We start from the raw sequence: 26,211 nt of genomic DNA on the forward strand, positions 1-26,211 counted from the left end.
TCACAGCACTCCCATCAGCGGACCGCCGGGCAGGGGCACTCCGAGCAGGTTGTTGAAGACGGTGTAGGTGACCAGGGAGAGCCCGGCCGCGATGAGCGGGTCGCGGTCGGTCCGGCGGCTGCCCAGCGCGAACGCCGCGCCCCAGAACAGCAGCGCGCCCGCGACGGGGAAGCCGAGCGGCTCGATCAGCACGGCCGCGCCGAGGAACACCCCGGCCAGCAGCAGCACCGTGCGCCAGTCGGCGGGCTCGGACAGGTCGACGTCCTCGCCGCCCTCGGCCTGGCCCCGGCCGCCGCGCAGCACGTCCACGGCGAGCAGCGCGGCGATCACCAGCAGCCCCGCCCCGACCACGACCGGCACGGTCTTCGGTCCGACCGGGCCGCGCTGGGCGATGTCGACGTCCATGGTGAGCGCGTCGGTCAGCACGAGCACGCCCAGCGCCAGCAGCAGCGCGCACACGCCCAGCTCGGAGTGCTCCCGCAGCCACGAGCGCTTCTCGCCGCCCCGCGCGGGCGGAATGTCGGTGGTCTGCGTCGTCACAGTCCCAGCTCCTTCAGCACCGAAACCACGCGCTTGTCCTCGGCGTCGAGGAACGCGCCGAACTCCTCACCCGTGAGGAAGGCGTCGTCCCAGCCGTTCTGCTCCAGGGACTTCCGCCACTCCTCCGAGTCGTGCAGTTCCTCGATCAGCCGCACGAGCTTGTCCCGCTCGCCGTCGGTCAGGCCGGGCGGGGCGACGATGCCGCGCCAGTTGGTGAAGCTCACGTTGTACCCGGCCTCCTTCAGCGTGGGCGCGTCCAGCCCCTCGACGCGCTCGGGGCCGGTGACCGCGAGGAGACGCAGCTCGCCCGCCTTGATCTGGTCCAGGTACTCGCCGACGCCGGAGACACCGAAGGCGACCTTGTTGCCGAGGATGGAGGCGAGCAGCTCGCCGCCGCCGTCGAAGGGGATGTAGTTGACCTGCTTCGGGGGGATCCCGGCGGCCCGGGCCATCAGCATCGGCGCGAGGTGGTCGGGCCCGCCGGGGGAGGAGCCGCCGCCCACCGGCAGCTTGCCCGGGTGCTCCTTCCAGGCGCCGATCAGGTCGTCGATCGTCTTGTACGGGGAGTCCTTCGCGACCACCACCACGTCCTGCTCCTCGGTGAGCCGGGCGATCGGTGTGGTGTCGCCGAGCGTCTTCGGCGCGTTGTTGGAGCGGACGGCGCCCACGACCCCGAGGCCCATGGACATGGCGAGCTTGCCGTTGCCGTGCTCGCTCACCAGCCGGCTCAGGCCCACCGTGCCGCCGGCGCCGGGCAGGTTGAACACCTCGATGTTGTGGGTCAGTCCGGCGTCCTCGGCGTTCTTCGCGGCCGTCCGGGCCGTGATGTCGTAGCCGCCGCCGGGCGTGTTCGGGACCATGAAACGCAGGCCCGGGATCTGTGTGCCGGTCTCGGTGCCGCTGCCGGTGGTCACCAGCGGCGGACCGACGAGCACGAGCACGGCGGCCCCGAGCAGGGCGAGGGGAGTGCGCAGGCGCACGAGTGCCACCACCTGTCGGTACGTCGATGCGGGTAGGTAAAGGCCCTGTGGGGGAGGGTGACGTGGGCCACATGCTGCACCGGACGCCGATGGGCTGTCTCGCTTGCGGAACCAACGGAGGTTTTGGTCATTGCGGTCGCGGGTGCGACCCGGGTGACGCGAGGTTCCGCGGCCGTACCTGCTGGAGCGCAAGCTCGAGCAGCTGGAAGCTCAGCATGCGCGGATGCAGGCCGGCCGGGCGCCGAAGCGGGTTGGCTGATCGAGTGCCGGTGTCTCAGGTGCAGTGGTCAGCCTGTCAGTTGAGCGGACCGCCCGGGGCAGGGGCGCTACTCCCGCTTCGTCGACATTGCGCAGCCTGACGCGTCTCGATGACCGGTCCTCTCTGAGAAAAGGGGCACCGGTCGGGATCACTCATGCACGGGGCGGTGTGGTCCCCGAGGCGTGCGACGGCCCCGGTTCCTCCAAACAGGTACCAGGGCCGTCGCACGTCTGACCGTTCCGTAATAGCGAGCCAGCCGTGTAGGGGTTTGAGACCACTGCCGGAGAGCCCACCGCATGAGTACGCCCGAGCCCAGGCGCCTGCGGCGTTGATTCCGCGCGCAGGCCCGAGCGAGCGCCACTGCAGGCTGAAGTCGCCGTATCGATGGACAAATCCAGGTAATGCCCCGGACACTGGGCTGGGCCAATGGAGGGGGTGTCCTTGATTGCTGAAAACGCATCAGGCGCAGTTCTCGTGGATCAGACCATGCTCGCCGATGCCGCCCGTCTGCTGCAGAACGTCCCGCACGGCCAAGCCTTCGCGGCCTATCTGGTGGACACAGGATTCGACTCGGTACTGACCGCGCAGCTGGAGGCCCGGCTCCGGGCCGTGCCGGTGACGAACGCCGAGCGCCTGGCCGATCTGTCCGCTCTCTGTGATGCATTGTTGCTCTACGACAAGTTGTATGTCCTCCGCTGCGAGACCCCGCCGGACGCCGAGGACCTGCAACTCCGCAACGCCCTGATCGACCTGGGCATCGTCGAGGAGATCGACGTCGCCGAGCATGGTCCCGCCATCGCGAGCGAGCTCGTGCTGTTTCTGGCCGCGACGGACGGCGAGGCCGTTTCCTCATTGCTGGAGGACATCGCGGCGGTCGTGCGCGGCAGCCTCGCCGAAGAGGACGGAGCCGGGGTGTACAGCAGGACCACGAGCATGATCGACGCGTTCCGTGACGGTATGGAGGGCCGCGACTTCGGCCGGGACCACCTGGCAGAGGCCTCCCTGACAGCGGTCGTCCGCCCGGTTGTCGCCGAAGTCCAGTTCTTCGGTAGTGGCTCCATGTTCAGCGCGGTGTCGACCCTTCGCACCTTCGTCTACTGGCGCTTGGCAGCTCGCCTCGGTCTGCCCATGTACCCCTCGAGTCGCAGGCTCCCGTCCTACAGGGCGATCACCCAGTACGTCGACCACTCCCTGCGGGAGCAGGCCTATAGTGCTGTCGCGGAGGCGTTTCGTACCACCGTGTCAGAGGTGTACGAGACTGAGGCGACCGTGCCCATCTATCTGCCCCCGGGCGCCGCCGTCTTCCTGGACACCCTGCGCGAACGCCGATCGATGTCGGACAGCCTGCTCTTGATGCGTAAGCGGTACCGGCGCCTGCGCGACGCCTTCCGCAAGCTTCAGGAGGACTCCGCCGTCGCACCGACCCTCGGGGAGTTGCACCGCAACAGGCGACGGTTTGCGGCGGTGCTGGAAGAACTCCGGACGCCTGACGGTGCCACCTCCGCCGTGCTGGAGACCTCGATCGATCTACTGCCCGACATCGTCAAAGCCACGGCGAACCCACTTGATGTGACGGGCTACGGTGAAACCCTCATCCGCACGCCGGTGACCTGGATCCAGGACTGGTGGCGCAAGCGCCCCTACCGGCTCGCCTTCCAACTCCGGGACCACCTACTGGAGATCGCGAACTACCAGGACCTGCTGCACGATGCCACCGGAGTGCGCATCTCGGAGGCGGAGATCCAGGCATACGCGCAGATCCTGGAGGACGAGGGCCACTACCCGACGGCACGCCGCCCGGGCCCTGTCGCGGACGACGGCGCGAACTCATGACGGAACCGTCGAACGCCGGGCCGGGCCGGCGATCGCGCCGCAAACGGTCGATATTCGCGCCCGGCGAGGTGGTGCACCTGAGCGAGTCGAGCCTGGCGCGGGACGACTACGCTGCGTTCAGCGCGGGCCACCGTGTCGCTGTATGGCACCGCATCGGGGTCGTCCACAAGGACCTGCACCCGAGGCACATGTTCTTCGATCCGTACACCGGGCAGACCACACTCATCGACTTCGGCGCATCGGATCTCAATTGGGTCGTCGACCCAGACCGTATGTTCCAGGACATCGTCATGGTGCGCCAGACGATGGGCAAGTCCTGGACGCGCGGCTTTCTCGCCGGGTACGCGAGAACCAGCCATCTGCTGACCGACCCGAAATACCCGGGATTCACCGACGCCGTGCTCGCCCGAGCCAACGGCCAGATCGGTTCGATCGCCAGGCCGGCGCAGCCGGTGTTCACGAACGCCGACTGCGTTGCGCTGCTCACTCCGGTTCTCGACCTGAGCAGCGGGTTCCCTCGACTCACGGGAGACGTGCCCGACGCCGTAGTGCCACCGGAGGATCTCGCCATCGTCCGGTGTGCACTCCTCTTCGCCGAGGTCGGACGTGCAGAGCGACTGCTCGCCGGCAGGTCCCCCGGAGGTGCTGTCGGCCAACTGCTCGCCGCCCTCACGAAGCGGACACAGCGCCGGGCGGAGGCAAATCTGCTGGGCGCCAGGATGTCCACCCTGAGTGTGCTCGACACTTCGCGGAACGATCCGGCGGTCTTGCGCTGCTTGGCCGGCATGACCGACATCTACGACTGGCTGGCGCTGCGGCTGGACCGCCCCGCCGCCCCGACTGAGCCCGCGTTCGTCAACGGCGTCCACGCCGCCCAGCTCTCACTCGAATTGCTTCAGCACCGGACATGGCCGTTGACCGAACTGGAGTCTCAGGAACTCAAGGTCACCTCGCGACACCGACAGCTCACGTGGTACGCACCAATGCTGGACGCGCTGCCCGACGACGAGCGCTATCGCCCCATGGTGAACTATCTGGCATCCCGCGTCACTCTCTACGAGGCGATGTTCCGCGAATCGCGAGACCCGGCGCAACGAGCGAGCAACCGCTTGTGGTCGGCGAACTGGCGAGCGCTCGCTCTGTCGAGGATCGCCCTGCACACCTACCTTCACGCCTTACGTTCCGGCACCGTCGTGGAGGCGTCGCAGGAAACGGCCGTCCAGACGGCGAAGGCCTTGGCGGCTCTGAACGCGGGGGTCGTGCGCTCCAACCGGTCCGCGGCAATGAACCTGCACGGATGGTTGGCACTCGCTCCTGGTGTCACCCCCCTCTCAAAGTACTACGTCCGTTTCACCGACGAACTGCGCGAGGCCTATACGATCATGAGCCTGATCGAAACCGAGCGGCCCGATCTGGCAGCGCTGGCGGCGAGCGAGCAGGTCTCCGCCGTGCTCGCCAGAGGCCCCGTGCGCGGCGACGACTTCGATGCACTGTTGGTCTGGGGCATCGACCCGGACCACTAAAAGAAGGCTGCCAACCGCTTCAGTCGATTGCCGTCGGCGGAGCCCTCCCCCGAGCCTCGTCGGCAGCAAGCCGGTGAAATGGCAGTTGGCCCCGCACGAGGCCGAAGCCAGCGGCGTGGGAGCCTCAAGGCCAGTGCCCTCACCCTGCCAGGTCTGCTCGGCTCGACAAGTATGCCGCCGCTCGCGGGTGACCGGCTGGACCGACAACGGTTCTACCCGGCGTCGGCGATGCCGTACGAAGCCGGGGCTGCCGCAACATCCACTCCTTCCAGTGACTGCGCCCGCTATCCTCGAGTCGCGTGCTACCACCCTGCTACCATGAGGTGTGACCACGAAGAAACAGACCCAGGTCCGGCTGGCCGAAGACGTGCTGGAGGCCGGCAAGGCTGCTGCACGCTCCCGCTCGCTGGATTTCAACAAGTACGTAGAACGGCTCATCATCGAGGACACCACCGGCGCCCGCGCCGCCGGCATGGCAGCCGCGCAGCGGCTCATCCAAGAGCACGGCACGTTCCTCGACGACCTGGAGCAGCAGCTCGACGCCCCCTACGACCAGCAGCCAGGCGCTGCCGCGTGATCCTTCACGTCGACGAGTCCTGGGTCCTCGAAGTGGCGGAGCGGGCCGGGCATCGTGACCCGGCCGCCGACGACTACGGCGTACCCATCGCCGCCGTCGCCCGCCACCGTGGCGAACTCCTCGACACACCTGTCTACGACGGCGCTTTCGCCCGCGCCGCTGCCCTGGTGCACACTCTGGGCCGCTGCCGTTGGCTGGAGCGCTCCAACCTCACCGTCGCCTGCGCCGTCGCCGTCATGTACCTAGAGGCCAGCAACATCCCCGTGAACCCCACCCGCGAACAGCTCACGGCACTCGCCCACGAGCTCAACAACCCCCGCTGCACCGCCGACCGGATCGCATCCTTCTTGCGCACCTGGAAACCCTGAGGCCCGGACTTGCTGTTGCGCCTTCGGGTCCCGCCAGGTTACTGACAGGCGCGGGCGTTAGGCGATCGGGGCACGTCCTCCGCGTCGCGCCCGCGCCGTGCGTTCCGCTTTCCCGCCGTCCGCTCTCTCGCTCGCCGTTCGCTGGACACCCTGTGCTCGCCGAGGGTGGCAGGCGTTCGCCGGCCATGGGCGGGACTTGGCGCCAATAATGCGGTGTGGTGACCCGAGCGGCGCGAAGGAACAGGTGGCCCGAAGTGAGAAGCGGCACCCGGCGCTGACCGGCGAGCGCCGGCCGGTGATCGGCGTGCGGGTACGCCGATCGAGCCGGAGCCCGCGCGCGGCGTCATGGCGACCGGCCCCGCACGCCGTACTGGAGGACGTCGTGCTGCCCTGCACGTGGCCGGAGTTGGAGCGCCTCGCACAGATCGCAACCGGCTGGGCCCGGGCCCGGATGTACGTACGCGACCTCGGTGGCGCCGAGCCGGACCAGCGCCTCGTGCTGTGCCTGCGCGGCGCTCCCGGGGCCGTACAGGTCGAAGGCCCCCTGACCCCCGTCGCCGATACCCTGACCGCCCGGATCCGCGATGCTGCACTGCGCGTCGCCGCAGTACACCGCGCGGCCGGCCATCCACAACAGGCGCAGCTGTGGCGCACCCGGGCCCGCCGGATCCTCAAGGGCAGCAGCGCCCCCGCCGTAGCCGGAGCGTGCGGGCCGCCTCGGCCGGGCTGCGCCCCTGCCCACCTCGGCAGGCGGCGCGCGGGCTGAGCGCCGGTGCCGGAGGCCTACCGACTGGCCGTGGCCCTCACCACCAGGCCACCACCCAAGGCCTGCGGTCGGGTATGGGCGGAAGCGGTCATCCGCCAAGCCCGACGCACCCGGGAAGCCCGGCAGGCCAGCGCCGACAACTCGCGGGCCTGTGACCGCGCCGAGGACTTCAGTCCGGTCCCCGAGGAGCCGGCGAAGGCCGTGGTGGGAACGGTGGTCGGCCGGAGCGCGCGGGCACGCGCGAGGACCAGGCCTTGAACGGCGCGGTCGCCGCTGCTGAGCTGCCACGGCCGGCGGCTGAGGATGGCCGCTCCCCGGGGAAAAGCCCACCAAGTCCCTGGTCGATGAACACCGTGGGCAGCGCGCTGCCGACGGCCAGGCCGGCGTGCGACCGAAGGTCGTGGCGGGTGGAAAAGCGCGACAGCGGCGGAGGGTGCGCCTTCCGGCTGATCTTCGTCTCCTGGTGGCTCTGAGTCCGGTTGCGGGGCTGTGGGAGCGGCTGTCTGGCTGGCAGCAGGACCAAGTCACGCCGGTCGTAAAGGCTGAGCCGGGGCGGCAGGCGGGCATGCTGGGGCAGCAGGAGGCGGCTCTGCGGCTGCTGGCCGACCGGCTCACCGGCCGGCTGGAGGAGGCCGGCGGTGAGGCCCTGGTCCGCACGCCGTACGGGCGGCTGATCCGCCGCGCCCTGGTGCAGCGGCCGGCCTGCTCCGACCAGCGCTGTGACGACGGGATCCGGTTGGACACCGGCGGCGACTGCGCCAACGTGATCCATATCCGGCGCGCCCGCCGGGCGAGGATCGCGGCGGAGGTCGAATCGGGAGCTGCCTGGTCTCAGTGGGCGCGAGCGCCGCCAGGTCGCGCGTCTGCTCAGCCCTCGAAGTGAGACGGACGGTGGCCGCCGCGCGCGGGTTGGTGTGGCTCCAGGTTGGTAGGTCGTCGTGCCGAGAGCCTGCACGACGGCTGAGGTGGGCCGCGTACGCATATGCCCCGGTCGGTGGTGGACAAACCCACGAATTCGACTGTGTGTTCGTCTGCCGATGGGGCACCAGGGGGAGCGGAGGTTGATAACCATGGTTCCCCTGCTTCTTGTCCTGCTGCTGGCCCTGATCCTGTTCAGCGCGGGTTTCGCGCTCAAGGCCCTGTGGTGGATCGCGGTGATCGTGCTGGTGCTGTGGCTGCTGGGCTTCGTGATCCGCACGGCGGACAGTGGTGGCCGTAAGGGCCGCTGGTATCGGTGGTAGGCGTACAAAGATAGACGTACAAAACGTCCTAAATGGGGTAAAGGGATGTGGCTCGATTCTCTCGTATGAAAGGCGTTCCTGTTCCATGGCCGATACACAAGATGTCGTCGAACTCATCCTCCGGGACCACCGGCGCATGGAGGACCTGTTCCGCCGGATGCGGAGCGTCGAAGCCGACCGGTCGGGCGCGCTGCGGGAGTTCTCGGACCTGCTGGTCGCGCACGCGCTGGCCGAGGAGGCGAAGGTCTACCCGGCGCTCAAGCGGTACAAGAACATCGACGACGAAGAGGTCGAGCACGGCGAGCACGAGCACGACGAGGGCAACAAGGCCCTCCTGGAACTCCTCCAGGTCGAGGAGGTGGGCTCCGACGAGTGGGACGAGAAGCTCGAGGAGCTGGTGCAGGCCGTCAACCACCACGCCGACGAGGAGGAGCGCACCATCCTCAACGGCGCGCGCGAGAACGTGGCGATGGAGCGGCGCGAGGAGCTGGGCCGGGCGTTCTGGCAGGAGCGCGAGCGGCAGCTGAAGGCCGGCTGCGGTTCCGTGGACCACGTGCGCAAGATCGTCGAGTCGTGAGGGGAGCGGGCCGGTCCTGATGACCGCCGCCGAGAACGCCGGAGCCCGGGCCCGCACCGGTCCGGGCTCCGGCTTCGGCTATCGACTCGGCCGTGCCGCGCAGTCGAGGTCCCGGGCCGGCAGGCGGCCCGTGGCCAGGTAGGCGTTGACCGCGTCGTCGACACACGGCACGCCGTAGACGCCGTACACCGCGTGCTGGTCCGCGCCGCGCAGGGTGACCAGGCGCGAGGAGGGCCACATGGCGCGCACCGCCTTGGCGCCGACGTAGCCGGTGCGCGGGTCTCCGGTGGCGTTGACGAGCAGCGCGGGCAGGTCGTCGCGGACCGTGGTCGGGCGTTCCCGCGGCGCGTCCCAGAAGGCGCACGGGTTGATGTTGTGGGTCACGGGCGCGAACAGCGGATCCTGTGCCCGGGTGCGCTGGACGTCACGCCAGTAGACCTCCGGGTCGCGCGGGGCCGTGCCGTCGCCGCACAGGATCGCCGTCTGCACGCTGCCGTAGTGCGAGTCGGTACCGGTGAGCACGAAGTCGAGCACCCCGGCGAGCCAGGGGGACGGTGTGACCCGCTGCCCCCGGGAGGCCCGCAGCATGTCCCGCATTCCCTGCGCGAACTCCCCGTAGGCGGTGTCGTTGTGCTGCGACAGGCCGTTGAAGGCGACGATGGGCATCACGTGCCCGTCCACCCGGTGGTCGCCGAGCCGCAGCGGGGACCGGTTGGCGGCTCGGCGCACCTCCTCCACGGCTGCCAGCACCTCACCGCGCGTCCCGCCCAGGCCGTACGTCGTGTCGCGGGCGGCGGCCCAGGAGGCCCAGCCCTGCAGCGCCCGGCGGTTGGCCCGCTCGATCCCCAGCAGCAGCCGGGGGCCGTAGCGCTCCGGGTCGATCACCCCGTCCAGGACGACCCGGTCGGTGCGGCCGGGGAACATGGTGGCGTACACCTCGCCCAGATAGCTGCCGTAGGAGTAGCCCAGGTAGGAGATGCGCCGCTCGCCGAGCGCGGCCCGGATCACGTCCATGTCGCGCGCGGTGTTGCGGGTGTTGATGTGGGGCAGCACTCCGCCGGCGTTCTTCCGGCAGCGCTCGGCGAGGTCCTTCGAGAAGGCGGCCGTGCGCTCGAAGCCGGCCCGGTCCTCACCGGCTCCGCGGAAGGCCGAGCCGTTCGGCCAGCGGCAGTCCAGCGGTGTGCTGCGGCCGACGAATCGGGGGTCCACTCCCACCACGTCGTAGCGCGCGCCGACGTCCTTCATCGCCTTGCGCACCCACGGCGGGTCCCCGAGCGTCTGCCCGCCCGGTCCGCCGCCGTTGAGCAGCAGCGGGCCGACGCGGCGGCCGGTGTCGGTGGCGGGGATCCGGGAGATCGCGACGGTGATCGTACGGCCGCCGGGGTCCGCGTAGTCCAGCGGCACGGTCACGTCGGCGCAGCGGGCGCCGGCCTGTTCCAGTTCCTTGCCGGTCGGGTCGTCCGGGCCGAGCACGCAGCTCTTCCAGGTCAGGCGCTGCTGGTGGTAGCGGGCGAGGGGGTCGGAGCCGGGGGCGCGCTCGGCGGCCGTGGCGGGCAGCGCCGTGAACGCGAGAGCCCCGGCGGTCAGGGCGAGGGCGGCTCTCCTCGCGGTTCCCGGGAGGCGGGATAACACGTGGGTGTCCCTTCTGTCGCGGATGGCCCCCTCCCCGGCATGGCAGGGTCATGCCGGGGAGGGGGTCGTGTGTGACAGAACGGTAGGGAGGGGCCGCCGCGCGATCACTCCGGCTGGCGGCCGGTTCGCGGTGGGGTATGCCCCCGTAAGGAGGCGGGGGAACGCCGTTTCCGCGGCCGCGACGCACCCCGCCATCTCCGCCCCAAGCTGGGAGAACGCGCGCGCAGACCTTGTGCAGGTCCGTGCAGGGGGGTTGTCCAGACATTCTCTCGCGCCTAGGGTCACCTTCCGAGTGCAAGCGCTTTCCAAGCGTGTGTCCGCCGGCCGTCCGAGGAGCGCCGCATGTCCGTGTCCCCAGGGTCTCCCACCCGCCGCCGCGTGGCCGTCGTCGGCACCGGAGCCATCGTCAGCGGCAGCCACCTGCCCGCGCTGCGGGCCCACGCCGACCGGGTGGAACTGGTCGCCGCCGTCGACGTGGACCAGGAGCGGCTCGACGCCTTCCGCGAGCTGGCCGGCGAGCAGGTCGCCGGGTACACCTCGGTGGACGCGATGCTGGACGCCGCACGCCCCGACCTGGTCCTCATCGGCACCCCGCCCTCCCTGCACCGGGACCAGACGGTGGCAGCGCTCAAGGCCGGTGCCTGGGTGCTGTGCGAGAAGCCGCTCACCCTGTCGCTCGCCGAGTACGACGAGATCGCCGCCGCCGAGGAGGCCTCGGGCGCCTACGCGGCGGTCGTCTTCCAGCACCGCTACGGCTCCGGCGCCGTACACGCCCGCGAGCTGATCACCAGCGGCGAACTGGGCGCCCCGCTGGTCGCGCACTGCCAGACCACCTGGCACCGGGACGCCGCCTACTACGCGGTGCCGTGGCGCGGGAAGTGGGCCAGCGAGGGCGGCGGCCCCACCATGGGCCACGGCATCCACCAGTACGACCTGATGCTGCACCTGCTCGGCGAGTGGGAGGAGATCCGCGCCATGGCCGCCCGGCTCGTCCACGACACCGAGAGTGAGGACGTCTCCACCGCCCTGGTGCGCTTCAGGAGCGGCGCCCTCGCCACCGTCGTCAACAGCGTGCTCTCCCCGGACGAGGTCAGCCGCATCCGCATCGACTGCGCCGACGCCACCGTCGAACTCACCCACCTGTACGGCCACAGCAACGACAGCTGGGTCTACACCCCGGCCCCGCACGTCGCCTCCGACCGCGCCATCGCCTGGCGCACCCCCGCGCACGACGTGCCGAGTTCGCACACGGCCCAGCTCGGCGCGCTCCTCGACGCCTACGACAGCGGCACCCGGCCACCGGGCAGCGGCCAGGACGCCCGCGCCACCCTCGAGTTCGCCGCCGCCCTGTACAAGGCGGCGTTCACCGGCCGATCCGTGCACGCGGGGGAGATCGGCCCCGGCGACCCCTTCTACGAGGCCATGCACGGTGAGTACCCCGACTGGGCCCCCAAGGAGCGCGCATGAGCATCCGCGTCACCCACACCCACGGCGAGGACATCGCCGTCACGGCGGCGAACGGCACGGAGATCCTCCGCTACGTCTACCGCCCCGACCCGGACCCCTTCGAGTCCCGCAAGCCCTACGCCCACCCCGTGCGCACCCTGTCCGGCCGCACGGTCACCGGCTACCGGCCGAACGACCACCGCTGGCACAAGGGCCTGCAGATGACGGCGAGCCATCTGTCCGGCCAGAACTTCTGGGGCGGCAACTGCTACGTCCACGGCCAGGGCTACCTCCCCCTGCCGGAACGGGTCGGCTCGATGCGGCACGACGGCTTCTCCGCCTTCACCGTCGACGAGGACCGCCTCTCCTTCACCGAGGACCTCACCTGGATCGAGAACGGCGGCCAGGAGTGGGCGCGCGAGGTGCGGGCGCTGACCGTGCACTCGGTGGACGAGGAGACCGGCTCCTGGGCCCTCGACTGGTCGATCCGGCTCACCAACACCCGCTCCGAGCCCCTGGCCTTCGGCTCCCCGACCACCGCGGGCCGCGAGATGGCCGGCTACACCGGACTCCAGTGGCGCGGCCCGCGCGACTTCACCGGCGGCACGGTCTTCGCCCCGGACACCGACGCCGACGCCGGCAAGCTCATGGGCAGCCAGGGACCCTGGCTCGCCTTCACCACCGAGCACGACGACGTCGACGGCCACTCCACCCTGGTCTTCGCGCACGCCCCCGAGAACCTCGACGAGACGTCCGCGATCCACGAGTCCCACTGGTTCGTCCGCTCCGAGCCGTTCCCGACGGTCGCCTTCTCCTGGGCGTTCTTCGAGGAGTTCGAGCTGCCGCCGGGCGAGTCCTTCGCGTACCGCTACCGCATCGTCGTCGCCGACGGCGCCTGGGACCGCGACCGGGTCGGCACCCACCTCGGGAGCCTGCCGTGGTGAACGAACCGAAACCGGCTCTCCCGCACCCGCTGCCCGGAGCGGTCGGGCTGTCCCACCTGAGCGCCTACGACTGGGAGGCCGCCGACGGCGTCTGCGGCGGCAGCCCCCATCTGCACCTGGTGTGCACCGAGGCCTACGTCGTCACCGGCGGCCGGGGCGCCGTGCAGACGCTGAGCCCCGACGGCTACCGGGACATCCCCCTCGCGGCCGGATCCGTCGCCTGGTTCACGCCGGGCACCGTGCACCGCATGGTGCAGGGCGGCGATCTGCGCATCACCGTGCTGATGCAGAACAGCGGCCTGCCCGAGGCCGGTGACGCCGTCTTCACCTTCCCGCCCGAGGTGCTCGCCGACCCGGAGAGGTACGCCGCCGCGGCGGCCCTGCCGCCCGGCACCGGACCGGAGACCGCGGCGGCCGCCCGGCGCCGCAGGGACCTCGCCGTCGAGGGCTACCTCGCCCTGCGCGAGGCGCTCGTCGCCGGGGACAACGGCCCCTACCGGGAGTTCCAGCGGGCCGCCGCCCGCCTCGTGCGCGACAAGGTGCCCACCTGGCGCGCCCTGTGGCAGGCGGGCGCCCTCGCCACCGCCGAACGCACCGGCGCCCAGCTCGACGCGCTGGCCGCCGGCGAGCCCGCCTACCTCGGCGAGGCCACCGCCCACGAGGCCGCGCCCACCCGGCTCGGCGGCTTCGGCATGTGCGGCCGCCGCGACGAGTACGCGCTGCCGGGCACCACGCTGCCGTACCAGGCGGAGTAGCCGCTCACCGAGCGAGGGGGGACCTGGGGGGTCTCGACCCATCTCCGAGGAGAGGAGTGACCTCGGCATGCCCGGACACAGGACAAAGGGGTTCTGCGCGTCGGCCGCCGCACTGGCACTGTGCGCCGTGCTGGCGGGCTGCTCAGGACCCGGCGAGTCCGCCGGCGGCGGCAAGGTCGTGCTGCGCTACACGTGGTGGGGCAACCCCGACCGCGCGGAACGCACCGAGCAGGCCGTCGCGCTGTTCGAGAAACAGCATCCGAACGTCGACGTGACGACGTCGTTCTCCGGCTACGACGCCTACAAGCAGAAGCTCGCCACCCAGGCCGCCGGCGGCGACGCCCCGGACGTGATGCAACTGGACTACCGCCAGATCGACCAGTACGCCTCGGGCGGCGTCCTGCTCGACCTCGGCAAGCAGAAGTCCGTCCTGCGCACCTCCGAGATCGACCCGGGACTGCTCGCCACCGGCCGCGTCGACGACGTCCAGTACGCCATCCCGCAGGGCCGCGGCACCGAGACCGTCGCCTACGACGTCCAGACCTGGAAGAAGTCGGGCGTGCCCCTGCCCGGCAAGAGCTGGACCTGGAGCCAGTGGGCCGACACCATGCGCGCCCTCGCCAAGAAGACCGGCAAACCGGGGGCGACCGACCCGGGCCAGAGCGAGGACGCCTTCGAGGTCTGGCTCCGCGGCCGGGGCAAGTCCCTCTACACCGAGGACGGCGGGCTCGGCTTCACCGCCGACGACCTCACCCGCTGGTGGACCTTCACCGACAAGCTGCGCCGCGAGGGCGCCGTCTCACCCGCCGAGCAGACCACCCAGCTCGACGGCTCCGTCGAGAACACCCCGCTGGGACGCGGCAAGTCCGTCACCGACGCCAACTGGGACGCCCCCGCGAGCGGTTTCCTCGCCCTCGTCCCGACCGGCGTCGCCCTCGCCCCCATGCCGACCGGCGAGGACGGCACCCCCGGCCAGTACTTCAAGCCGTCCATGTTCCTCGGCGTCTCCGCCCACACCGCCCACCCGGAGGAGGCGGCCCAGCTCGTCGACTTCATGATCAACGACCGGGAGGCCGCGAAGATCCTCGGCGCGAGCCGCGGCATCCCCGTCAACGAGACGATCCGCGACGAGACCGGCCCGCGGCTGAAGGACTTCGACAAGACCATCGCCGACTACCAGGCATCCCTGGAGGGCAAGCTCAAGGACCCGCCCCAGGCCCCGCCCGCGGGCGACAACGCCCTCCAGAGCACCTTCCAGCGCGACTACGACCAGGTGTCCTACGCGCGCATGTCGCCCCGCGAGGCGGCCGAGAACTACATCACCGAGGCGAAGGCGGAGCTGAGGTCATGACCACCACCGCGATCCCCGCGGAGGCGAAGCGCGCCCCCGCACCCGCCCCGCAACGCCGCCCCAAGCGCGAACGCGAGGGCGCCGCCTGGGTGTTCCTCTCCCCGTGGGTCCTCGGCGCGATCGTCCTGACACTGCTGCCGATGGCCGTGTCGCTGTACCTGTCGTTCACCGACTACGACCTGTTCACCCCGCCGAAGTGGGTGGGCCTGCGCAACTACGTGCAGATGTTCACCGAGGACCCCCGCTACTGGCGCTCGGTCGTGACCACCCTGACATACGTCGTCATCGCCGTGCCCCTGCAACTGGCCCTCGCCCTCGTCGTCGCGCTCGCCCTGAAGGGCATGAAACGCGGCAAGGCCTTCTACCGCTCCGCGTTCTACGCGCCCTCCCTGCTCGGCGCGTCGATGTCGATCGCCCTGGTCTGGCGGGCGATCTTCAACGACGGCGGCACCGTGGACCACCTGTCCGGCACCGGCGGCTGGGTCAACAAGCCCGGCTGGGCACTGCTCGCCGTCGCCCTGCTGACGGTGTGGCAGTTCGGCGCGCCGATGGTCATCTTCCTCGCCGGGCTCCAGCAGATCCCCGCCGAGCTGTACGAGGCGGCGGCGTGCGACGGGGCCTCGAAGTGGCGTCAGTTCCTGTCGGTCACCGTGCCGATGCTCTCCCCGGTGATCTTCTTCAACCTGGTCCTGCAGACCATCCAGGCCTTCCAGGTGTTCACGCCCGCCTTCGCGGTCAGCGCCGGCAAGGGCGGACCCGCCGACTCGACCCTCGTCTACACCATGTACCTCTACGACCGCGGCTTCGTCGCCTCCCACATGGGATACGCCTCCGCCATGGCCTGGGTGCTGCTCGTCGTGATCGGCGCCGTCACGGCGGTGCTGTTCCGCACCTCGCGCTCCTGGGTCTTCTACGCCTCCGAGGGGGACCGATGACCGCCGTCCCGACCACCGCGCCCCGCAAGCCCGTTCGCTGGGGCCGCCTCGCCCTGCACCTCGGCTGCCTGGCCGCCCTGCTGGTGATGCTCTACCCGCTGGCCTGGCTGCTGGCCACCTCGCTCAAGCCCGCCGACGAGGTCATCGCCAGCCTGAACCTGCTCCCGAGCCACCTGGAGTGGTCGAACTACTCCACCGCCCTGGAGGGCGTGAACGACGTCTCCATCTGGCGGCTGCTCGGCAACTCCCTGCTCATCGCGGGCGGCGCGGTCCTCGGCAACGTCATCAGCTGCTCGCTGGCCGCCTACGCCTTCGCCCGGCTGCGGTTCCGGCTGCGCGGGCCGCTGTTCGCCTTCATGATCGCGACGATCATGCTGCCGCACCACGCGGTGCTGATCCCGCAGTACATCATCTTCAACCAGCTCGGCCTGGTGAACACCTACTGGCCGCTGATCCTGCCGAAGTTCCTCGCCACCGAGGCGTTCTTCGTCTTCCTCATCGTGCAGTTCATGCGCGGGCTGCCGCGCGAGCTGGAGGAGGCGGCCCGGATCGACGGCTGCGGACCGTTCCGCAGCTTCTTCCAGGTCGTGCTGCCGCTCACCCGGCCGGCCCTGATCACCACCGCCATCTTCACGTTCATCTGGACCTGGAACGACTTCTTCACCCAGCTCATCTACCTCTTCGACCCGGACAAGTTCACGCTGACGCTCGCGCTGCGCTCGTTCGTGGACGCCTCCAGCACCTCCGCGTTCGGCCCGATGTTCGCCCTGTCGGTGATCGCGCTGCTGCCGATCGTGCTGTTCTTCCTCGCCTTCCAGCGGTTCCTGGTGGAGGGCATGGCCAGCTCCGGACTCAAGGGGTGAGCGGGATGCGGACACGTGAGGCCGGCGAGGTGTTCGGGCCGCGCATGACCCTGTTCGCGGACGTGCTGAGCGTCGGCCTGGCCACCTCGGTGGCGTGCCTGCCGCTGGTGACGGCCCCGGCCGCGCTGTCGACGGCGTGCGCCGTGCTGCGCGGGGCCGGTCAGGACCGGCCGGTCACGGCCGGACGGTACGTCGCCCTGCTGCGTGAGCGCCTGCGCGCCGGGGACCTGCTGGCGGGAGCCGTCGCGCTGGCGGGACTGCTCCTGCTCGCCGCGGACCTGGCCCTGGCCGGGGCGGGGCTGCCCGGGGCGCCGCTGTTCGCGGTGGCCGCCGCCGGCATCGGCACGTGCGCCGCGGTCGTCGGCCTGCGCGCGTGCGGGCGCCCCGAGTCGGTCACCGACTGGCGGGCGGCGCTGCGCGGGGCCGCCCGGGACGCCGTGGCGGACGTGGGCGGCAGCGGCCTGGTGCTGCTCGCCGTGGCGACGGCCGCGCTGTGCGCCTGGATGCTGGTGCCGCTGGCCTTCCTGGTCCCCGGGCCGTTGGCCCTGGCGCTCACGGCCGTCGACATCCGGCGGTCCGCCGCCGTTGCCGTCCCCTAGCCGGGAGTCGAGGGGCGCTCAGCTGGGCAATCGAGGGGCGTCTTAGCCGGGAGTCGAGGGGCGCTCAGTCAGGCACCAAGGGCCGCTCAGTCAGGCACCAAGGGCCGCTCAGCCGGGCAATCGAGGGCCGCGCAGCCGGGCAATCGAGGGACGGCTTAGCCGGGCAATCGAGGGACGGCTTAGCCGGGCGAACGAGGGGCGCTCAGCCGGGCAATCGGGGGCTCCGCCGGGCGTCGAGGGGCCCTCGGGGCGGCTCGGGTGAGCGCCCCGAGGAGGCGGTCATCCTCCTGCCCTGACCTCCCGTGGCGCGAGGGGCGGGTCGCCGCTCAGCGGCGCAGGGAGTCCGCGATGCCGATGCGCGGCCAGGAGCGGGCGGCCGCGAGGAGCGCCTGCGTCTTCGCCGAGGGAGTGGCGGCTGCCGCCGCCAGTGCCGCCGCGGCGCTCGCTATGCCGAGGACCGCGCCCGCGGCCACGTCGCCCGGGTAGTGCACGCCGGTGTGGATGCGGGAGTAGCCGACGGCGCCCGCCAGCGCCCCGAGCGGCACCGCCGCCGGGGGCAGGACCACGCCGACGGCGGTGGCGAAGGCGACCGCCGACGCCGTGTGCCCGGAGGGGAACGAGGCCGACGTCGGCATCTTGACGTGCCGGTCCACCGTCACCCGGGCGGCCTCCCGGTCCGGCCGGGCCCGGCGCACCAGGCGCTTGCCGAGCAGGTTGGCGGAGGCCGAGGCCACGGCGATCGCGCCGACGCCGGCGAGGGCGGCCCGGCGCGGCCGCTTGCCGGCCAGTGCCAGGGCGGCGGCGATGCCGAACGAGATCTTCGAGTGGTCCGCCGCGTGGGACAGGTGGCGCAGCGTCCGGTCGAGGGTGGGCGTGGGGGTGGCGGCCACCGCCGCGTACAGGGCGCCGTCCACGGCCCTGAGATCGCCCATGACGGCGCCCAGGAGCCGGCGGGGCCCGCCCGAGGGCTTCCCGTCCTTCGGGAGCGGACGGAGGGCGTCCGCGTCTGTGGTCGTCGGATCGGTCATGTGCTTCTCCCCGCAGTGGCCTTCCCAGCAAGGTACCGGCTCACGCCGGGCGCACGCTCGGCACCCCCGCGAGCCGGTACCTGCCGAGTGCCCAGGTGACGCCGGGCCATCTGCCCCGATGTGGCCCCTCTGCTCAGATGCGGCCGGCCCGTCGCTGGCGGCGCAGCAGGAGGCCCAGGTACAGGCCGCCGACCACCGCGGTCACGACGCCGACCGGGAGCTGGGCCGACTCGTGGAGGTGCTGGGAGGCGAAGTCCGCGGTGACCACGAGCAGGGCGCCGGTGCACGTGGCGGCGAGGAGGTTGGGGCCCGGCTGCCGGGTGAGGCGCCGGGCCAGCTGGGGTGCGATGAGGGCGACGAACGGGATCGGGCCGGCCGCGGCGGTGGCGACCGCGCAGGCCGCCGTGGCCAGGACGAGCATCACCAGCCGGGTGCGCTGCACGGACACCCCGAGCCCGCCCGCGACGTCGTCGCCCATCTCCAGGATCTTCAGCCGGCCCGCCACGCACACGATGAGCGGCAGGACCACCAGCAGCCCGAGCGCGGCGGGCCGCACGTCCTGCCAACCCCGGCCGTTCAGGCTGCCGTTGAGCCACACCATGGCCTGCGTGGCCTCGGTGAACCGCGCCTTGGCCAGCAGATAGGCGTTGACGCCCTGGAGCAGGGCGCTGACGCCGATGCCGACGAGGACGAGCCGGAAGCCGTGGATGCCGTGCCGCCAGGCGAGGACGTAGACCAGGACGGCGGTCGCCAGGCCCCCGCCCACCGCCCCGAGCGCCACCTGGCCGCCGGTGCCGCCAGCGACCAGGACGACCAGCAGACCGCCGGTGGCCGAGCCGTAGGTGAAGCCGACGATGTCGGGGCTGCCGAGGGGGTTGCGGGACAGGCTCTGGAAGAGCGCGCCGCTCACCCCGAGGGCGGCTCCGACGAGGATGCCGGTGAGCAGCCGCGGCAGCCGCAGTTCGCCGACGACGAAGTCGGTCCGGCGGCTGCCGTTGCCCAGCAGGGTCCGGACCACGTCCGCCGGGGAGATCGCGTACTCGCCGGTGCCGAGGGCGAGGACGCCCACCCCGGCCGTGGCGGCCAGCACGAGCAGGCAGACCGTGAGGGCGCGCACGTCCAGCCGCAGGGACAGGCGATGGGAGCGGCTCCGTACGACGTGGGTCCGGGCGGGGAGCCCGGCGGGCGCGGGTGTGCGCGTCGTCATGCGGCCACCACCCTGCGGTGCCGGACCAGCGCGATGAACACCGGCGCCCCGACGACCGCCGTGACCACGCCCGCGTCGAGTTCGTCGGGACGGACGGCGACCCGGCCGAGGACGTCCGCGAACAGCAGCAGGGCCGGGGCCAGCAGCAGCGACAGCGGGAGCGTCCAGCGCTGGTCGGCGCCGGCGATCATCCGGGCGATGTGCGGGACGGCGAGACCGACGAATACCAGGGGGCCGACGGCCGAGGTCGCCGCGCCGCACAGCAGTGTGACGGCGAGCAGCCCGAGGAAGCGGGTGCGGTGCAGATGGGCGCCGAGTGAGCGGGCGGCGTCGTCGCCGAGGGCCATCGCGTTGAGCGGCCGGACCAGGCCGAGCGCCAGCAGCAGGCCCACGGCGACGAACGGCGTGATGGTCGTCAGCGTGGCGCTGTCGGCCCGGGCGAGCGAGCCCACGCTCCAGAACCGCAGCTGGTCCAGGGCCTGCGCGTCGAGCAGCATCAAGGTCTGGCTGATCCCGGTGAACACCGCGGCGATCACCGCGCCGCCGAGTGCGAGCCGTTCGGGCGTGGCGCCGCCGCGTCCGCCCGAGGCCAGCCCGTACACGAGCAGTCCCGCCACCACCGCGCCCGCCAGGGCGAACCACACCGAGGCCCACAGGCTGGTCAGGCCCAGCACGGTGATGGACAGGACGACGCCGGTGGCGGCCCCGGCGTTGACGCCGAGCAGGCCGGGATCGGCCAGCGGGTTGCGGGTGAGCGCCTGGATGAGCGCGCCCGCGACACCGAGGGCGGCGCCCGCGGCGATGCCGGCCAGGGTGCGCGGCACCCGCACGTCCCAGATGACGGAGGCGGCGGTCGAGCCGTCGTCGTGCCGCAGCGCGTCCACGACGACGGACACCGGCAGCGACCGCGAGCCGATGGCCAGGCTGAGCAGGACGGCCGCGAGGAGCAGCAGCAGGGCGGCCAGGACGGCGAGGGTGCGGGTGGAGGTCCGGCGGCGGGCGGGCGGCGCCGGGGAGGGCTTCTCCGGGCGGGCCGGAGCGGTGGTCTCAGCCGGCACCGCTGCCCTCCGCGCGCAGCAGGGCGGCGATCCTGCGGCCCAGTTCCTTCTTGTCGGTCTTGCCGACGGAGGTCCTGGGGAAGGCGTCGGCCACCTCCACCCGGTCGGGCAGCTTGTAGGCGGCGACGCCCCGTTCGGTGAGGAACGCGGCCAGCTCCCGCTGGGTGGGGACCGTCCTTCCGCGGGGCACGAGGTAGGCGCAGGTGCGTTCGCCCATGGTCGCGTCGGGCATGCCGACCACGGCCGCGTCGTGCACGGCGGGGTGGGCGAGGAGGTGGTTCTCCAGTTCCTCGGCGGAGATCTTGTCGCCGCCCCGGTTGATCTGGTCCTTGGCCCGGCCCTCGACGACCAGGTGTCCGGAGGGCAGGACGCGCACCAGGTCGCCGGTGCGGTAGTAGCCGTCGTCGGTGAAGGAGCGGGCGTTGTGCGCGGGCGCCCGGTAGTAGCCGCGCAGGGTGTAGGGGCCGCGGGTGAGCAGCTCGCCGGTCGCGCCGGGCGGCACGTCGTGCCCGTCCTCGTCGACCACCCGGATCTCGTCGGCCGGGGACAGCGGGCGGCCCTGGGTCCCGGAGACCAGCTCCGGCGGGTCGTCCAGGCGCGTGTAGTTGAGCAGGCCCTCGGCCATGCCGAAGACCTGCTGGAGGGCGCAGCCGAGGGCGGGTCCGACCCGGGCCGCGGGTTCGGCGCCCAGCTTGGAGCCGCCGACCTGGAGCAGCCGCAGCGAGGACAGGTCGGCCTCCTCCCACTCCACGGCGTCCAGCCACAGCAGCGCGATCGGCGGGACCACGGCGGTGGCGGTGACCCCCTCCCGCTCGATCAGCGCGAAGGCGTCCTCGGGGCTCGGGGTGGGGGAGAGGACGACGGTGCCGCCGGCGTACAGGGTGCCGAGCAGTCCGGGGCAGGCGAGCGCGAAGTTGTGCGCGGTCGGCAGCACCACCAGGTAGACGGTGGAGCTGTCGAAGGCGCAGACCTCGGCGCTGGCACGGACGTTGTAGGCGTAGTCGTCGTGGGTGCGCGGGATGAGTTTGGGCTTGCCCGTGGTGCCGCCGGACAGCAGCAGCACGGCCACGTCCGAGGGGTCGGGCACGGGCAGGGGGACCGGGTCGGCGTCGACGTCGTCGAGCGCGGTGAACTCCGCGGGATCACCGGCCACCAGGACGTGCTCCAGCGAGGGCACGGCCTTGCGGACGGCCCGGGCGAGGGCCCGGTGGTCGAAGTGGTCGTGCGTGTCGGGGATCGCGTACGCCTTGGCGCCGGACGTCTCGGCGACGTGGACGATCTCGCTCTCGCGGTGCGCGGGCAGCGTGAGCACCGGTATCGCACCGGCCCGCAGCAGCGCGAAGAACAGCACCACGAAGGCGTCCGTGTTGGGGAGTTGGACCACCACGCGGTCCCCGGTGCCGATGCCGAGCCGCCGCAGTCCCGCGGCCTGGCGGTCGGCGCGGGCGTCGAGTGCGGCGTACGACCACCGCTCGCCCTCCGCGTCCACCAGCGCGATCCGCTCCGGGTCGCGTTCGGCGCGGTCCCGCAGCAGCCGGTCCAGCGGCCGGCCCTCCCAGAACCCCTCGGCCCGATACCTCCGCGCGACCTCTTCCGGCCAGGGCACCCAACCGTCGAGCATCCTCAACTCCCGCCTGCTGTTTAGGAAAGGCTTCCCTAATGGAAGATCGGGGTCAAGCCTGGACGAGACTCCGACGCGGAGGCTAGGGTCTTGCCTTAGGTTAGGTTAACCTAAGCTCGGGAGGTAGGCGTTGCTGCGGTACCGGAGCGCGCGGACGGAACTGCCGGGAGACCCCGTCCTGCTGGCCGCCAGGCTGGCCGAGTCGGGACTGTTCGACCAGTACATGGTCTACGAGAGGGAAGGCGAGTGGTGGTTCGCCGGAGGCGCGCTCGGTGAGGTCGTCGTCGACCGCTCCGAGGTCCGCCGCCGCTGGCTCACCGAGGACGCCGCGGTCCCGCTCGGACCGCACCCCCTTCGCCAAGTCCAGGAGCAGCTCGACCGGATGGCCGTCGAGGGCTGGCACGCCTTCGGCTGGATGGCCTACGAGTTCGCGCACCTGAACGCCGGCCGCCCCGACCGGGCCGGGGACGCGCGGCTGCTCCATCTCGTCGTCCCGCACAGCGAGGTGAGGCTCCGTCAGGGCGAGGCCGAGGTGCGCAGCACCGACCCGGAGACGCTCCGGGCGTTAGCGGGGCTGCTGGCCGCCCCCGTCACCCGGGAGCCGGTGGAGGCCCGGCCGATCGACGTGGCGGACACCGACGGCACCTACCCCGGCCTCGTCGCCCGCGCGATCGAGGAGATACGGGCCGGTGAACTCCAGAAAGTCATCCTCTCCCGGACCGTCCCGGTGCCGTACCCGGTCGACTTCACCGCCACCTACGTGCACGGCAGGTCCCACAACACCCCCGCCCGCTCCTACCTGATGAACCTCGGCGGACGCCGGGTCGTCGGCTTCAGCCCCGAGACCGTCGCCGAGGTCGGCGCGGACGGCCGGGCCCTCACCCAGCCGCTCGCCGGCACCCGCGCCCGGGGCCTCGGCGAGCAGGAGGACGAACGGCTGCGCGCCGAACTCCTCGCCGACCCCAAGGAGATCTCCGAGCACGTGCTCTCCGTGAAACTGGCGGAGGAGGAGATGGCCACCGTGTGCCGCCCGGGCACCGTCTCCGTGCGCGACCTGCTGAGCGTGCGCCGGCGCGGCAGCGTCCAGCACCTCGGCTCCAGCGTGCACGGACTGCTCGCCGAGAACACCACCGCCTGGGACGTGCTGCGCGCCGTCTTCCCGGCCGTGACCGCCTCCGGCATCCCCAAGGCACCGGCGTACGACTGCATCGCCCGGCTGGAGGAGGAGCCGCGCGGCATCTACAGCGGCGCGGCCCTCATGGCGGGCAGCGACGGCTCGCTCGACGCCGCCCTGGTGCTGCGCAGCCTCTTCGAGGAGGACGGCCGCACCTGGCTGCGGGCCGGCGCCGGTATCCTCGCCGGGTCGACGCCCGCCCGGGAGCTGGAGGAGACCTGCGAGAAACTCCGCAGCGTCGCCCCCTACGTCGTCCCCGCGCAACCGGCGCCGCTCGCCGCGCCGTCCCTGAGGAGTTAGGTGCGAAGGTGCGACTGGGAGAAGTCGTCGTCGATGTCACCCCCCTGAGAGCGAGCAGGCACTTCCGGCTGCTGTTCGCCACGCAGGCGATCTCCATGCTGGGCACGCACCTCACCTCGGTCGCGGCCAGCATCCAGGTCTACGAACTGACCGGCTCGTCGGTCCAAGTCGGCCTGATGAGCCTGTCGTTGGGCCTGTCGCTGCTGGTCGGGCTGGTCGCGGGCGGGGTGCTCGCCGACCGGGTCGACCGGCGCCGGATCGTGCTCGTCACCCGGGCCGCGACCGCCGTGGTGATCACCGGCCTGGCGGTGAACGCGGCCCTGCCCGACCCGCAGTTGTGGTTCGTGTTCGTCGCCGCCGTCCTCGCGGGCGGCGCGAGCGGACTCGGCGGACCCGCCCTGATGGCCGCCGCCCCGGCCCTAGTCGCGCCGGGCCAACTCGCCGCCGCCGGGGCGCTGATGACTCTCACCGCCCAGCTCGGCGCCATGGCCGGGCCCTCCCTCGCGGGCGTCATCGCGGCCGGGCCGGGCGTCGCGCTGTGCTTCGCGGCCGACGCCGTCATCTACGTCGTGGGCCTCGCCCTGCTCGCCCCGCTGCCCCGCCTCGCGCCCGAGGGGGCGGGGGAGCCGCAGCATCCGCTGAAGGCCATGGGGGAGGGGCTGCGCTTCCTGCGGGGCAACCAGGTCGTCGCCGGGCTGCTGCTGATCGACGTGTGCGCCGTGGTCTTCGCCATGCCGTACGCGCTGTTCCCGGAACTCGGCACCGAGCACTTCGGCGGCGGCCCCTCCACCGTCGGCCTCCTCTACACCGCCCCCGCCGTCGGCTCGTTCTGCGGGGCCCTGGCCAGCGGCTGGACCGGCCGGATCCACCACACCGGACGCGCCCTGATCGGCGCGGTCGCGCTGTGGGGCCTGGCGATCACCTGCTTCGGCCTGAGCCCGAGCCTGTGGAGCGCGCTGGTCTTCCTGGCCCTGGCGGGCCTCGGCGACACCGTCTCGGAGATCCTGCGCCGGGCCCTGCTCCAGCACTACACGCCGGACCGCCTCCAGGGCCGGGTCGGCAGCCTCTGGCTCGCCCAGGCCACCGCCGGCCCCTCCGTGGGCAATGTGGAGGCCGGCCTGGTGGCCCGGGCGCTCGGCTCCTCGGCCGGCGCCGCCGTCGTCGGCGGAGTCGTCTGCCTGGCCGGAGTGGCGGCGGTCGCCCTCGCCCTGCCGGGACTGCGCAGGGCCACCCTCCAGGGTCCGCCCGCCGGCGACGGGCAGGCGGCGCCCGCCGAGACGTCACCGGCCACCGACTGACCCCGCGCCCGCGAGGAGGGCCATGCCGAGCACGACCATCGACGGAGTCCGGATCCACTACGACGACACCGGTCACGGCGAGCCCGTGCTCCTGGTCATGGGCCAGGGCGCTCGGGGACGCGCCTGGCACCTCCACCAGGTGCCCGCCCTGGTCGAGGCCGGACACCGCGTGGTCACCTTCGACAACCGGGGCGTCCCGCCGAGCGACGAGTGCCCCGGCGGCTTCACCGTCGACGACCTCGTGGCCGACACCGCGGGCCTCATCGAGCACCTCGGCCTCGCCCCCTGCCGCGTCGTCGGCGTCTCCATGGGGGCGTACGTCGTCCAGGAGCTGATGCTGCGCCGCCCCCGGCTGGTGCGGCAGGGCGCGCTGATGGCCACCCGGGGGCGGACCGACGCCCTGCGCTCCGCCACGGCCGCGGCCGAACGCGCCCTGCACGACAGCGGGGTGGAACTGCCCCCGGCCTACGCGGCCCGGGTGCGGGCCCTGCGGAACCTCTCGCCCGCCACCCTCGACGACGAACAGCGGGTCCAGGACTGGCTGGAGCTCTTCGAGCTGGCGCCGGAGCCCACCGGGCCGGGTGTGCGGGCCCAACTGGACCTGGAGGTCCCCGAGGGGCGGCTCGACGCGTACCGGGCGATCGACGTGCCCTGCCTGGTGATCGGCTTCGCGGACGACCTCGTCCTGCCGCCCCGCCTGAGCCGCGAGGTGGCCGAGGCCGTCCCCGGTGCCCTCTACCAGGAGATCAAGGGCTGCGGCCACTACGGCTATCTGGAGCGCCCGGACGAAGTGAACCGCGTGCTTCTGGAGTTCTTCCGCAACTGTTCCGCGTAGCCGTTCTTCCGGACACGGCGATGTTGATTTAGGTTAGCCTCACCTAAGTGCTACTCCTCAGGGGGTCATGGTGCAGCGCACCTTGCTCAACGGCAAGATCCACCGAGCCACCGTCACCCAGGCCGATCTGCACTACGTAGGGTCCCTGACGATCGATCAGGACCTCATGGACGCGGCCGACATCACCGAGGGCGAGCAGGTCCACGTGGTCGACATCGACAACGGCGCCCGGCTCACCACCTACGCCATCACCGGCGCGCGCGGCACCGGCGTCATCGGCGTCAACGGGGCCGCCGCCCACCTCGTCCACCCCGGCCACCTCGTGATCGTCATGTCGTTCGCCGTCCTCGACGAATCCGAACGCGCCACCCACCGGCCCCGGGTCGTCCACGTCGACAAGGCCAACCGGATCCTCGCCCTCGGCGCGGACCCGGCCGAGCCGGTGCCCGGGGCGCCGGACCAGTACCCGGGAACCTTCACCCAGCAGGAGAGGAACTGAGC

The 26,211-nt window shown here is 72.0% G+C and carries 26 protein-coding genes; 19 read left to right on the forward strand and 7 right to left on the reverse strand.

All coding sequences use genetic code 11. The annotated features are described in order from the left end of the window. Complete coding sequence (locus ABZ386_RS07715; RefSeq protein WP_356504844.1) at positions 1-540, reverse strand: tripartite tricarboxylate transporter TctB family protein; 540 nt, start codon at positions 538-540, stop codon at positions 1-3. Further along, complete coding sequence (locus tag ABZ386_RS07720) at positions 537-1,520, reverse strand: tripartite tricarboxylate transporter substrate binding protein (protein ID WP_358964449.1); 984 nt, start codon at positions 1,518-1,520, stop codon at positions 537-539. The genes ABZ386_RS07715 and ABZ386_RS07720 overlap by 4 nt, the downstream gene beginning before the upstream one ends. A 745-nt stretch (positions 1,521-2,265) precedes the next feature. Here ABZ386_RS07720 and ABZ386_RS07725 point away from each other — a divergent pair. The 8 genes from ABZ386_RS07725 to ABZ386_RS07760 all read left to right on the forward strand — a co-directional run bounded on the left by ABZ386_RS07725 (position 2,266) and on the right by ABZ386_RS07760 (position 8,664). Further along, positions 2,266-3,612, forward strand: a complete 1,347-nt coding sequence (locus tag ABZ386_RS07725) for a hypothetical protein (protein WP_358964146.1) — start codon at positions 2,266-2,268, stop codon at positions 3,610-3,612. Beyond that, the gene (locus tag ABZ386_RS07730) at positions 3,609-5,135 is read left to right on the forward strand and encodes a hypothetical protein (protein ID WP_358964149.1); all 1,527 of its coding nucleotides are present in this window, start codon (positions 3,609-3,611) and stop codon (positions 5,133-5,135) included. The genes ABZ386_RS07725 and ABZ386_RS07730 overlap by 4 nt, the downstream gene beginning before the upstream one ends. A gap of 325 nt (positions 5,136-5,460) precedes the next feature. Next, positions 5,461-5,712: a hypothetical protein gene (locus ABZ386_RS07735; RefSeq protein ID WP_351336488.1), complete on the forward strand. Its 252-nt coding sequence runs from the start codon at positions 5,461-5,463 to the stop codon at positions 5,710-5,712. Next, on the forward strand, positions 5,709-6,080 hold the full coding sequence (locus ABZ386_RS07740; RefSeq protein WP_356614873.1) for a fic family toxin-antitoxin system, toxin component: 372 nt from the start codon (positions 5,709-5,711) through the stop codon (positions 6,078-6,080). Before ABZ386_RS07735 ends, ABZ386_RS07740 begins: the two co-directional genes overlap by 4 nt. 244 nt (positions 6,081-6,324) lie before the next feature. After that, positions 6,325-6,846, forward strand: coding sequence for a hypothetical protein (locus tag ABZ386_RS07745; RefSeq protein ID WP_358964152.1), 522 nt, complete (start codon positions 6,325-6,327; stop codon positions 6,844-6,846). Positions 6,847-7,411: 565 nt separating this feature from the next. Further along, complete coding sequence (locus ABZ386_RS07750) at positions 7,412-7,729, forward strand: hypothetical protein (RefSeq protein WP_356673859.1); 318 nt, start codon at positions 7,412-7,414, stop codon at positions 7,727-7,729. Between the two features lie 187 nt (positions 7,730-7,916). Further along, on the forward strand, positions 7,917-8,087 hold the full coding sequence (locus ABZ386_RS07755) for a DUF5670 family protein (RefSeq protein ID WP_358964154.1): 171 nt from the start codon (positions 7,917-7,919) through the stop codon (positions 8,085-8,087). Between the two features lie 85 nt (positions 8,088-8,172). Beyond that, the gene (locus tag ABZ386_RS07760) at positions 8,173-8,664 is read left to right on the forward strand and encodes a hemerythrin domain-containing protein (protein WP_351336478.1); all 492 of its coding nucleotides are present in this window, start codon (positions 8,173-8,175) and stop codon (positions 8,662-8,664) included. Between the two features lie 78 nt (positions 8,665-8,742). On the opposite strand, the gene ABZ386_RS07765 is transcribed toward ABZ386_RS07760, so the two are convergent. Next, a complete protein-coding gene (locus tag ABZ386_RS07765) occupies positions 8,743-10,296 on the reverse strand; it encodes an alpha/beta hydrolase (RefSeq protein WP_356672089.1) in 1,554 nt (517 codons plus the stop codon). Between the two features lie 342 nt (positions 10,297-10,638). On the opposite strand from ABZ386_RS07765, the gene ABZ386_RS07770 reads away from it, so the two are divergent. From ABZ386_RS07770 to ABZ386_RS07800, 7 genes are all read left to right on the forward strand, one after another. After that, complete coding sequence (locus ABZ386_RS07770) at positions 10,639-11,763, forward strand: Gfo/Idh/MocA family oxidoreductase (protein WP_351336473.1); 1,125 nt, start codon at positions 10,639-10,641, stop codon at positions 11,761-11,763. Continuing rightward, positions 11,760-12,686, forward strand: a complete 927-nt coding sequence (locus ABZ386_RS07775) for a PmoA family protein (protein WP_351336470.1) — start codon at positions 11,760-11,762, stop codon at positions 12,684-12,686. Before ABZ386_RS07770 ends, ABZ386_RS07775 begins: the two co-directional genes overlap by 4 nt. Beyond that, complete coding sequence (locus ABZ386_RS07780; protein WP_358964157.1) at positions 12,680-13,441, forward strand: cupin; 762 nt, start codon at positions 12,680-12,682, stop codon at positions 13,439-13,441. The genes ABZ386_RS07775 and ABZ386_RS07780 overlap by 7 nt, the downstream gene beginning before the upstream one ends. Before the next feature lie 67 nt (positions 13,442-13,508). Further along, on the forward strand, positions 13,509-14,792 hold the full coding sequence (locus tag ABZ386_RS07785) for an ABC transporter substrate-binding protein (RefSeq protein WP_358964159.1): 1,284 nt from the start codon (positions 13,509-13,511) through the stop codon (positions 14,790-14,792). Then, positions 14,789-15,727, forward strand: coding sequence for a sugar ABC transporter permease (locus ABZ386_RS07790; protein ID WP_358964162.1), 939 nt, complete (start codon positions 14,789-14,791; stop codon positions 15,725-15,727). The genes ABZ386_RS07785 and ABZ386_RS07790 overlap by 4 nt, the downstream gene beginning before the upstream one ends. Continuing rightward, a complete protein-coding gene (locus ABZ386_RS07795; protein WP_351336459.1) occupies positions 15,724-16,590 on the forward strand; it encodes a carbohydrate ABC transporter permease in 867 nt (288 codons plus the stop codon). Before ABZ386_RS07790 ends, ABZ386_RS07795 begins: the two co-directional genes overlap by 4 nt. A gap of 5 nt (positions 16,591-16,595) precedes the next feature. Continuing rightward, on the forward strand, positions 16,596-17,189 hold the full coding sequence (locus ABZ386_RS07800) for a hypothetical protein (protein WP_351336457.1): 594 nt from the start codon (positions 16,596-16,598) through the stop codon (positions 17,187-17,189). A 326-nt stretch (positions 17,190-17,515) separates the two neighbouring features. Here the strand turns inward: ABZ386_RS07800 and ABZ386_RS07805 are convergent, their stop codons facing one another. The 4 genes from ABZ386_RS07805 to ABZ386_RS07820 form a co-directional block, all read right to left on the reverse strand. Continuing rightward, a complete protein-coding gene (locus ABZ386_RS07805; RefSeq protein ID WP_351336454.1) occupies positions 17,516-18,217 on the reverse strand; it encodes a phosphatase PAP2 family protein in 702 nt (233 codons plus the stop codon). Positions 18,218-18,350: 133 nt separating this feature from the next. Continuing rightward, entirely contained in the window at positions 18,351-19,424 is a 1,074-nt protein-coding gene (locus tag ABZ386_RS07810; RefSeq protein WP_358964164.1) for an iron chelate uptake ABC transporter family permease subunit, read from the reverse strand. Continuing rightward, positions 19,421-20,482, reverse strand: a complete 1,062-nt coding sequence (locus ABZ386_RS07815; protein WP_358964166.1) for an iron chelate uptake ABC transporter family permease subunit — start codon at positions 20,480-20,482, stop codon at positions 19,421-19,423. The genes ABZ386_RS07810 and ABZ386_RS07815 overlap by 4 nt, the downstream gene beginning before the upstream one ends. Continuing rightward, entirely contained in the window at positions 20,472-22,103 is a 1,632-nt protein-coding gene (locus ABZ386_RS07820) for an AMP-binding protein (protein WP_358964169.1), read from the reverse strand. Before ABZ386_RS07820 ends, ABZ386_RS07815 begins: the two co-directional genes overlap by 11 nt. Before the next feature lie 130 nt (positions 22,104-22,233). On the opposite strand from ABZ386_RS07820, the gene ABZ386_RS07825 reads away from it, so the two are divergent. The 4 genes from ABZ386_RS07825 to panD all read left to right on the forward strand — a co-directional run bounded on the left by ABZ386_RS07825 (position 22,234) and on the right by panD (position 26,209). Further along, positions 22,234-23,577, forward strand: coding sequence for a salicylate synthase (locus ABZ386_RS07825; protein ID WP_351336444.1), 1,344 nt, complete (start codon positions 22,234-22,236; stop codon positions 23,575-23,577). 8 nt (positions 23,578-23,585) lie between these two features. Continuing rightward, complete coding sequence (gene entS, locus ABZ386_RS07830) at positions 23,586-24,875, forward strand: enterobactin transporter EntS (protein ID WP_351336441.1); 1,290 nt, start codon at positions 23,586-23,588, stop codon at positions 24,873-24,875. A 22-nt stretch (positions 24,876-24,897) separates the two neighbouring features. Beyond that, the gene (locus ABZ386_RS07835; protein ID WP_358964171.1) at positions 24,898-25,710 is read left to right on the forward strand and encodes an alpha/beta hydrolase; all 813 of its coding nucleotides are present in this window, start codon (positions 24,898-24,900) and stop codon (positions 25,708-25,710) included. A 70-nt stretch (positions 25,711-25,780) separates the two neighbouring features. Then, the gene (gene panD / locus ABZ386_RS07840; RefSeq protein ID WP_114257267.1) at positions 25,781-26,209 is read left to right on the forward strand and encodes an aspartate 1-decarboxylase; all 429 of its coding nucleotides are present in this window, start codon (positions 25,781-25,783) and stop codon (positions 26,207-26,209) included. Positions 26,210-26,211 lie beyond the last annotated feature (2 nt).

Source organism: Streptomyces sp. NPDC006140, from assembly GCF_040628815.1.
Taxonomy (GTDB): domain Bacteria; phylum Actinomycetota; class Actinomycetes; order Streptomycetales; family Streptomycetaceae; genus Streptomyces.

Excerpts from the sequence above, each read along its gene's own strand:
- ABZ386_RS07725 (WP_358964146.1), top strand. The coding sequence starts at position 2,266 with ATGCTCGCCGATGCCGCCCGTCTGCTGCAGAACGTCCCGCACGGCCAA.
- ABZ386_RS07730 (WP_358964149.1), top strand. The coding sequence starts at position 3,609 with ATGACGGAACCGTCGAACGCCGGGCCGGGCCGGCGATCGCGCCGCAAA.
- ABZ386_RS07750 (WP_356673859.1), top strand. The coding sequence starts at position 7,412 with ATGCTGGGGCAGCAGGAGGCGGCTCTGCGGCTGCTGGCCGACCGGCTC.
- ABZ386_RS07755 (WP_358964154.1), top strand. The coding sequence starts at position 7,917 with ATGGTTCCCCTGCTTCTTGTCCTGCTGCTGGCCCTGATCCTGTTCAGC.
- ABZ386_RS07760 (WP_351336478.1), top strand. The coding sequence starts at position 8,173 with ATGGCCGATACACAAGATGTCGTCGAACTCATCCTCCGGGACCACCGG.
- ABZ386_RS07770 (WP_351336473.1), top strand. The coding sequence starts at position 10,639 with ATGTCCGTGTCCCCAGGGTCTCCCACCCGCCGCCGCGTGGCCGTCGTC.
- ABZ386_RS07775 (WP_351336470.1), top strand. The coding sequence starts at position 11,760 with ATGAGCATCCGCGTCACCCACACCCACGGCGAGGACATCGCCGTCACG.
- ABZ386_RS07785 (WP_358964159.1), top strand. The coding sequence starts at position 13,509 with ATGCCCGGACACAGGACAAAGGGGTTCTGCGCGTCGGCCGCCGCACTG.
- ABZ386_RS07790 (WP_358964162.1), top strand. The coding sequence starts at position 14,789 with ATGACCACCACCGCGATCCCCGCGGAGGCGAAGCGCGCCCCCGCACCC.
- ABZ386_RS07795 (WP_351336459.1), top strand. The coding sequence starts at position 15,724 with ATGACCGCCGTCCCGACCACCGCGCCCCGCAAGCCCGTTCGCTGGGGC.
- ABZ386_RS07800 (WP_351336457.1), top strand. The coding sequence starts at position 16,596 with ATGCGGACACGTGAGGCCGGCGAGGTGTTCGGGCCGCGCATGACCCTG.
- ABZ386_RS07805 (WP_351336454.1), bottom strand. The coding sequence starts at position 18,217 with ATGACCGATCCGACGACCACAGACGCGGACGCCCTCCGTCCGCTCCCG.
- ABZ386_RS07810 (WP_358964164.1), bottom strand. The coding sequence starts at position 19,424 with ATGACGACGCGCACACCCGCGCCCGCCGGGCTCCCCGCCCGGACCCAC.
- ABZ386_RS07820 (WP_358964169.1), bottom strand. The coding sequence starts at position 22,103 with ATGCTCGACGGTTGGGTGCCCTGGCCGGAAGAGGTCGCGCGGAGGTAT.
- ABZ386_RS07835 (WP_358964171.1), top strand. The coding sequence starts at position 24,898 with ATGCCGAGCACGACCATCGACGGAGTCCGGATCCACTACGACGACACC.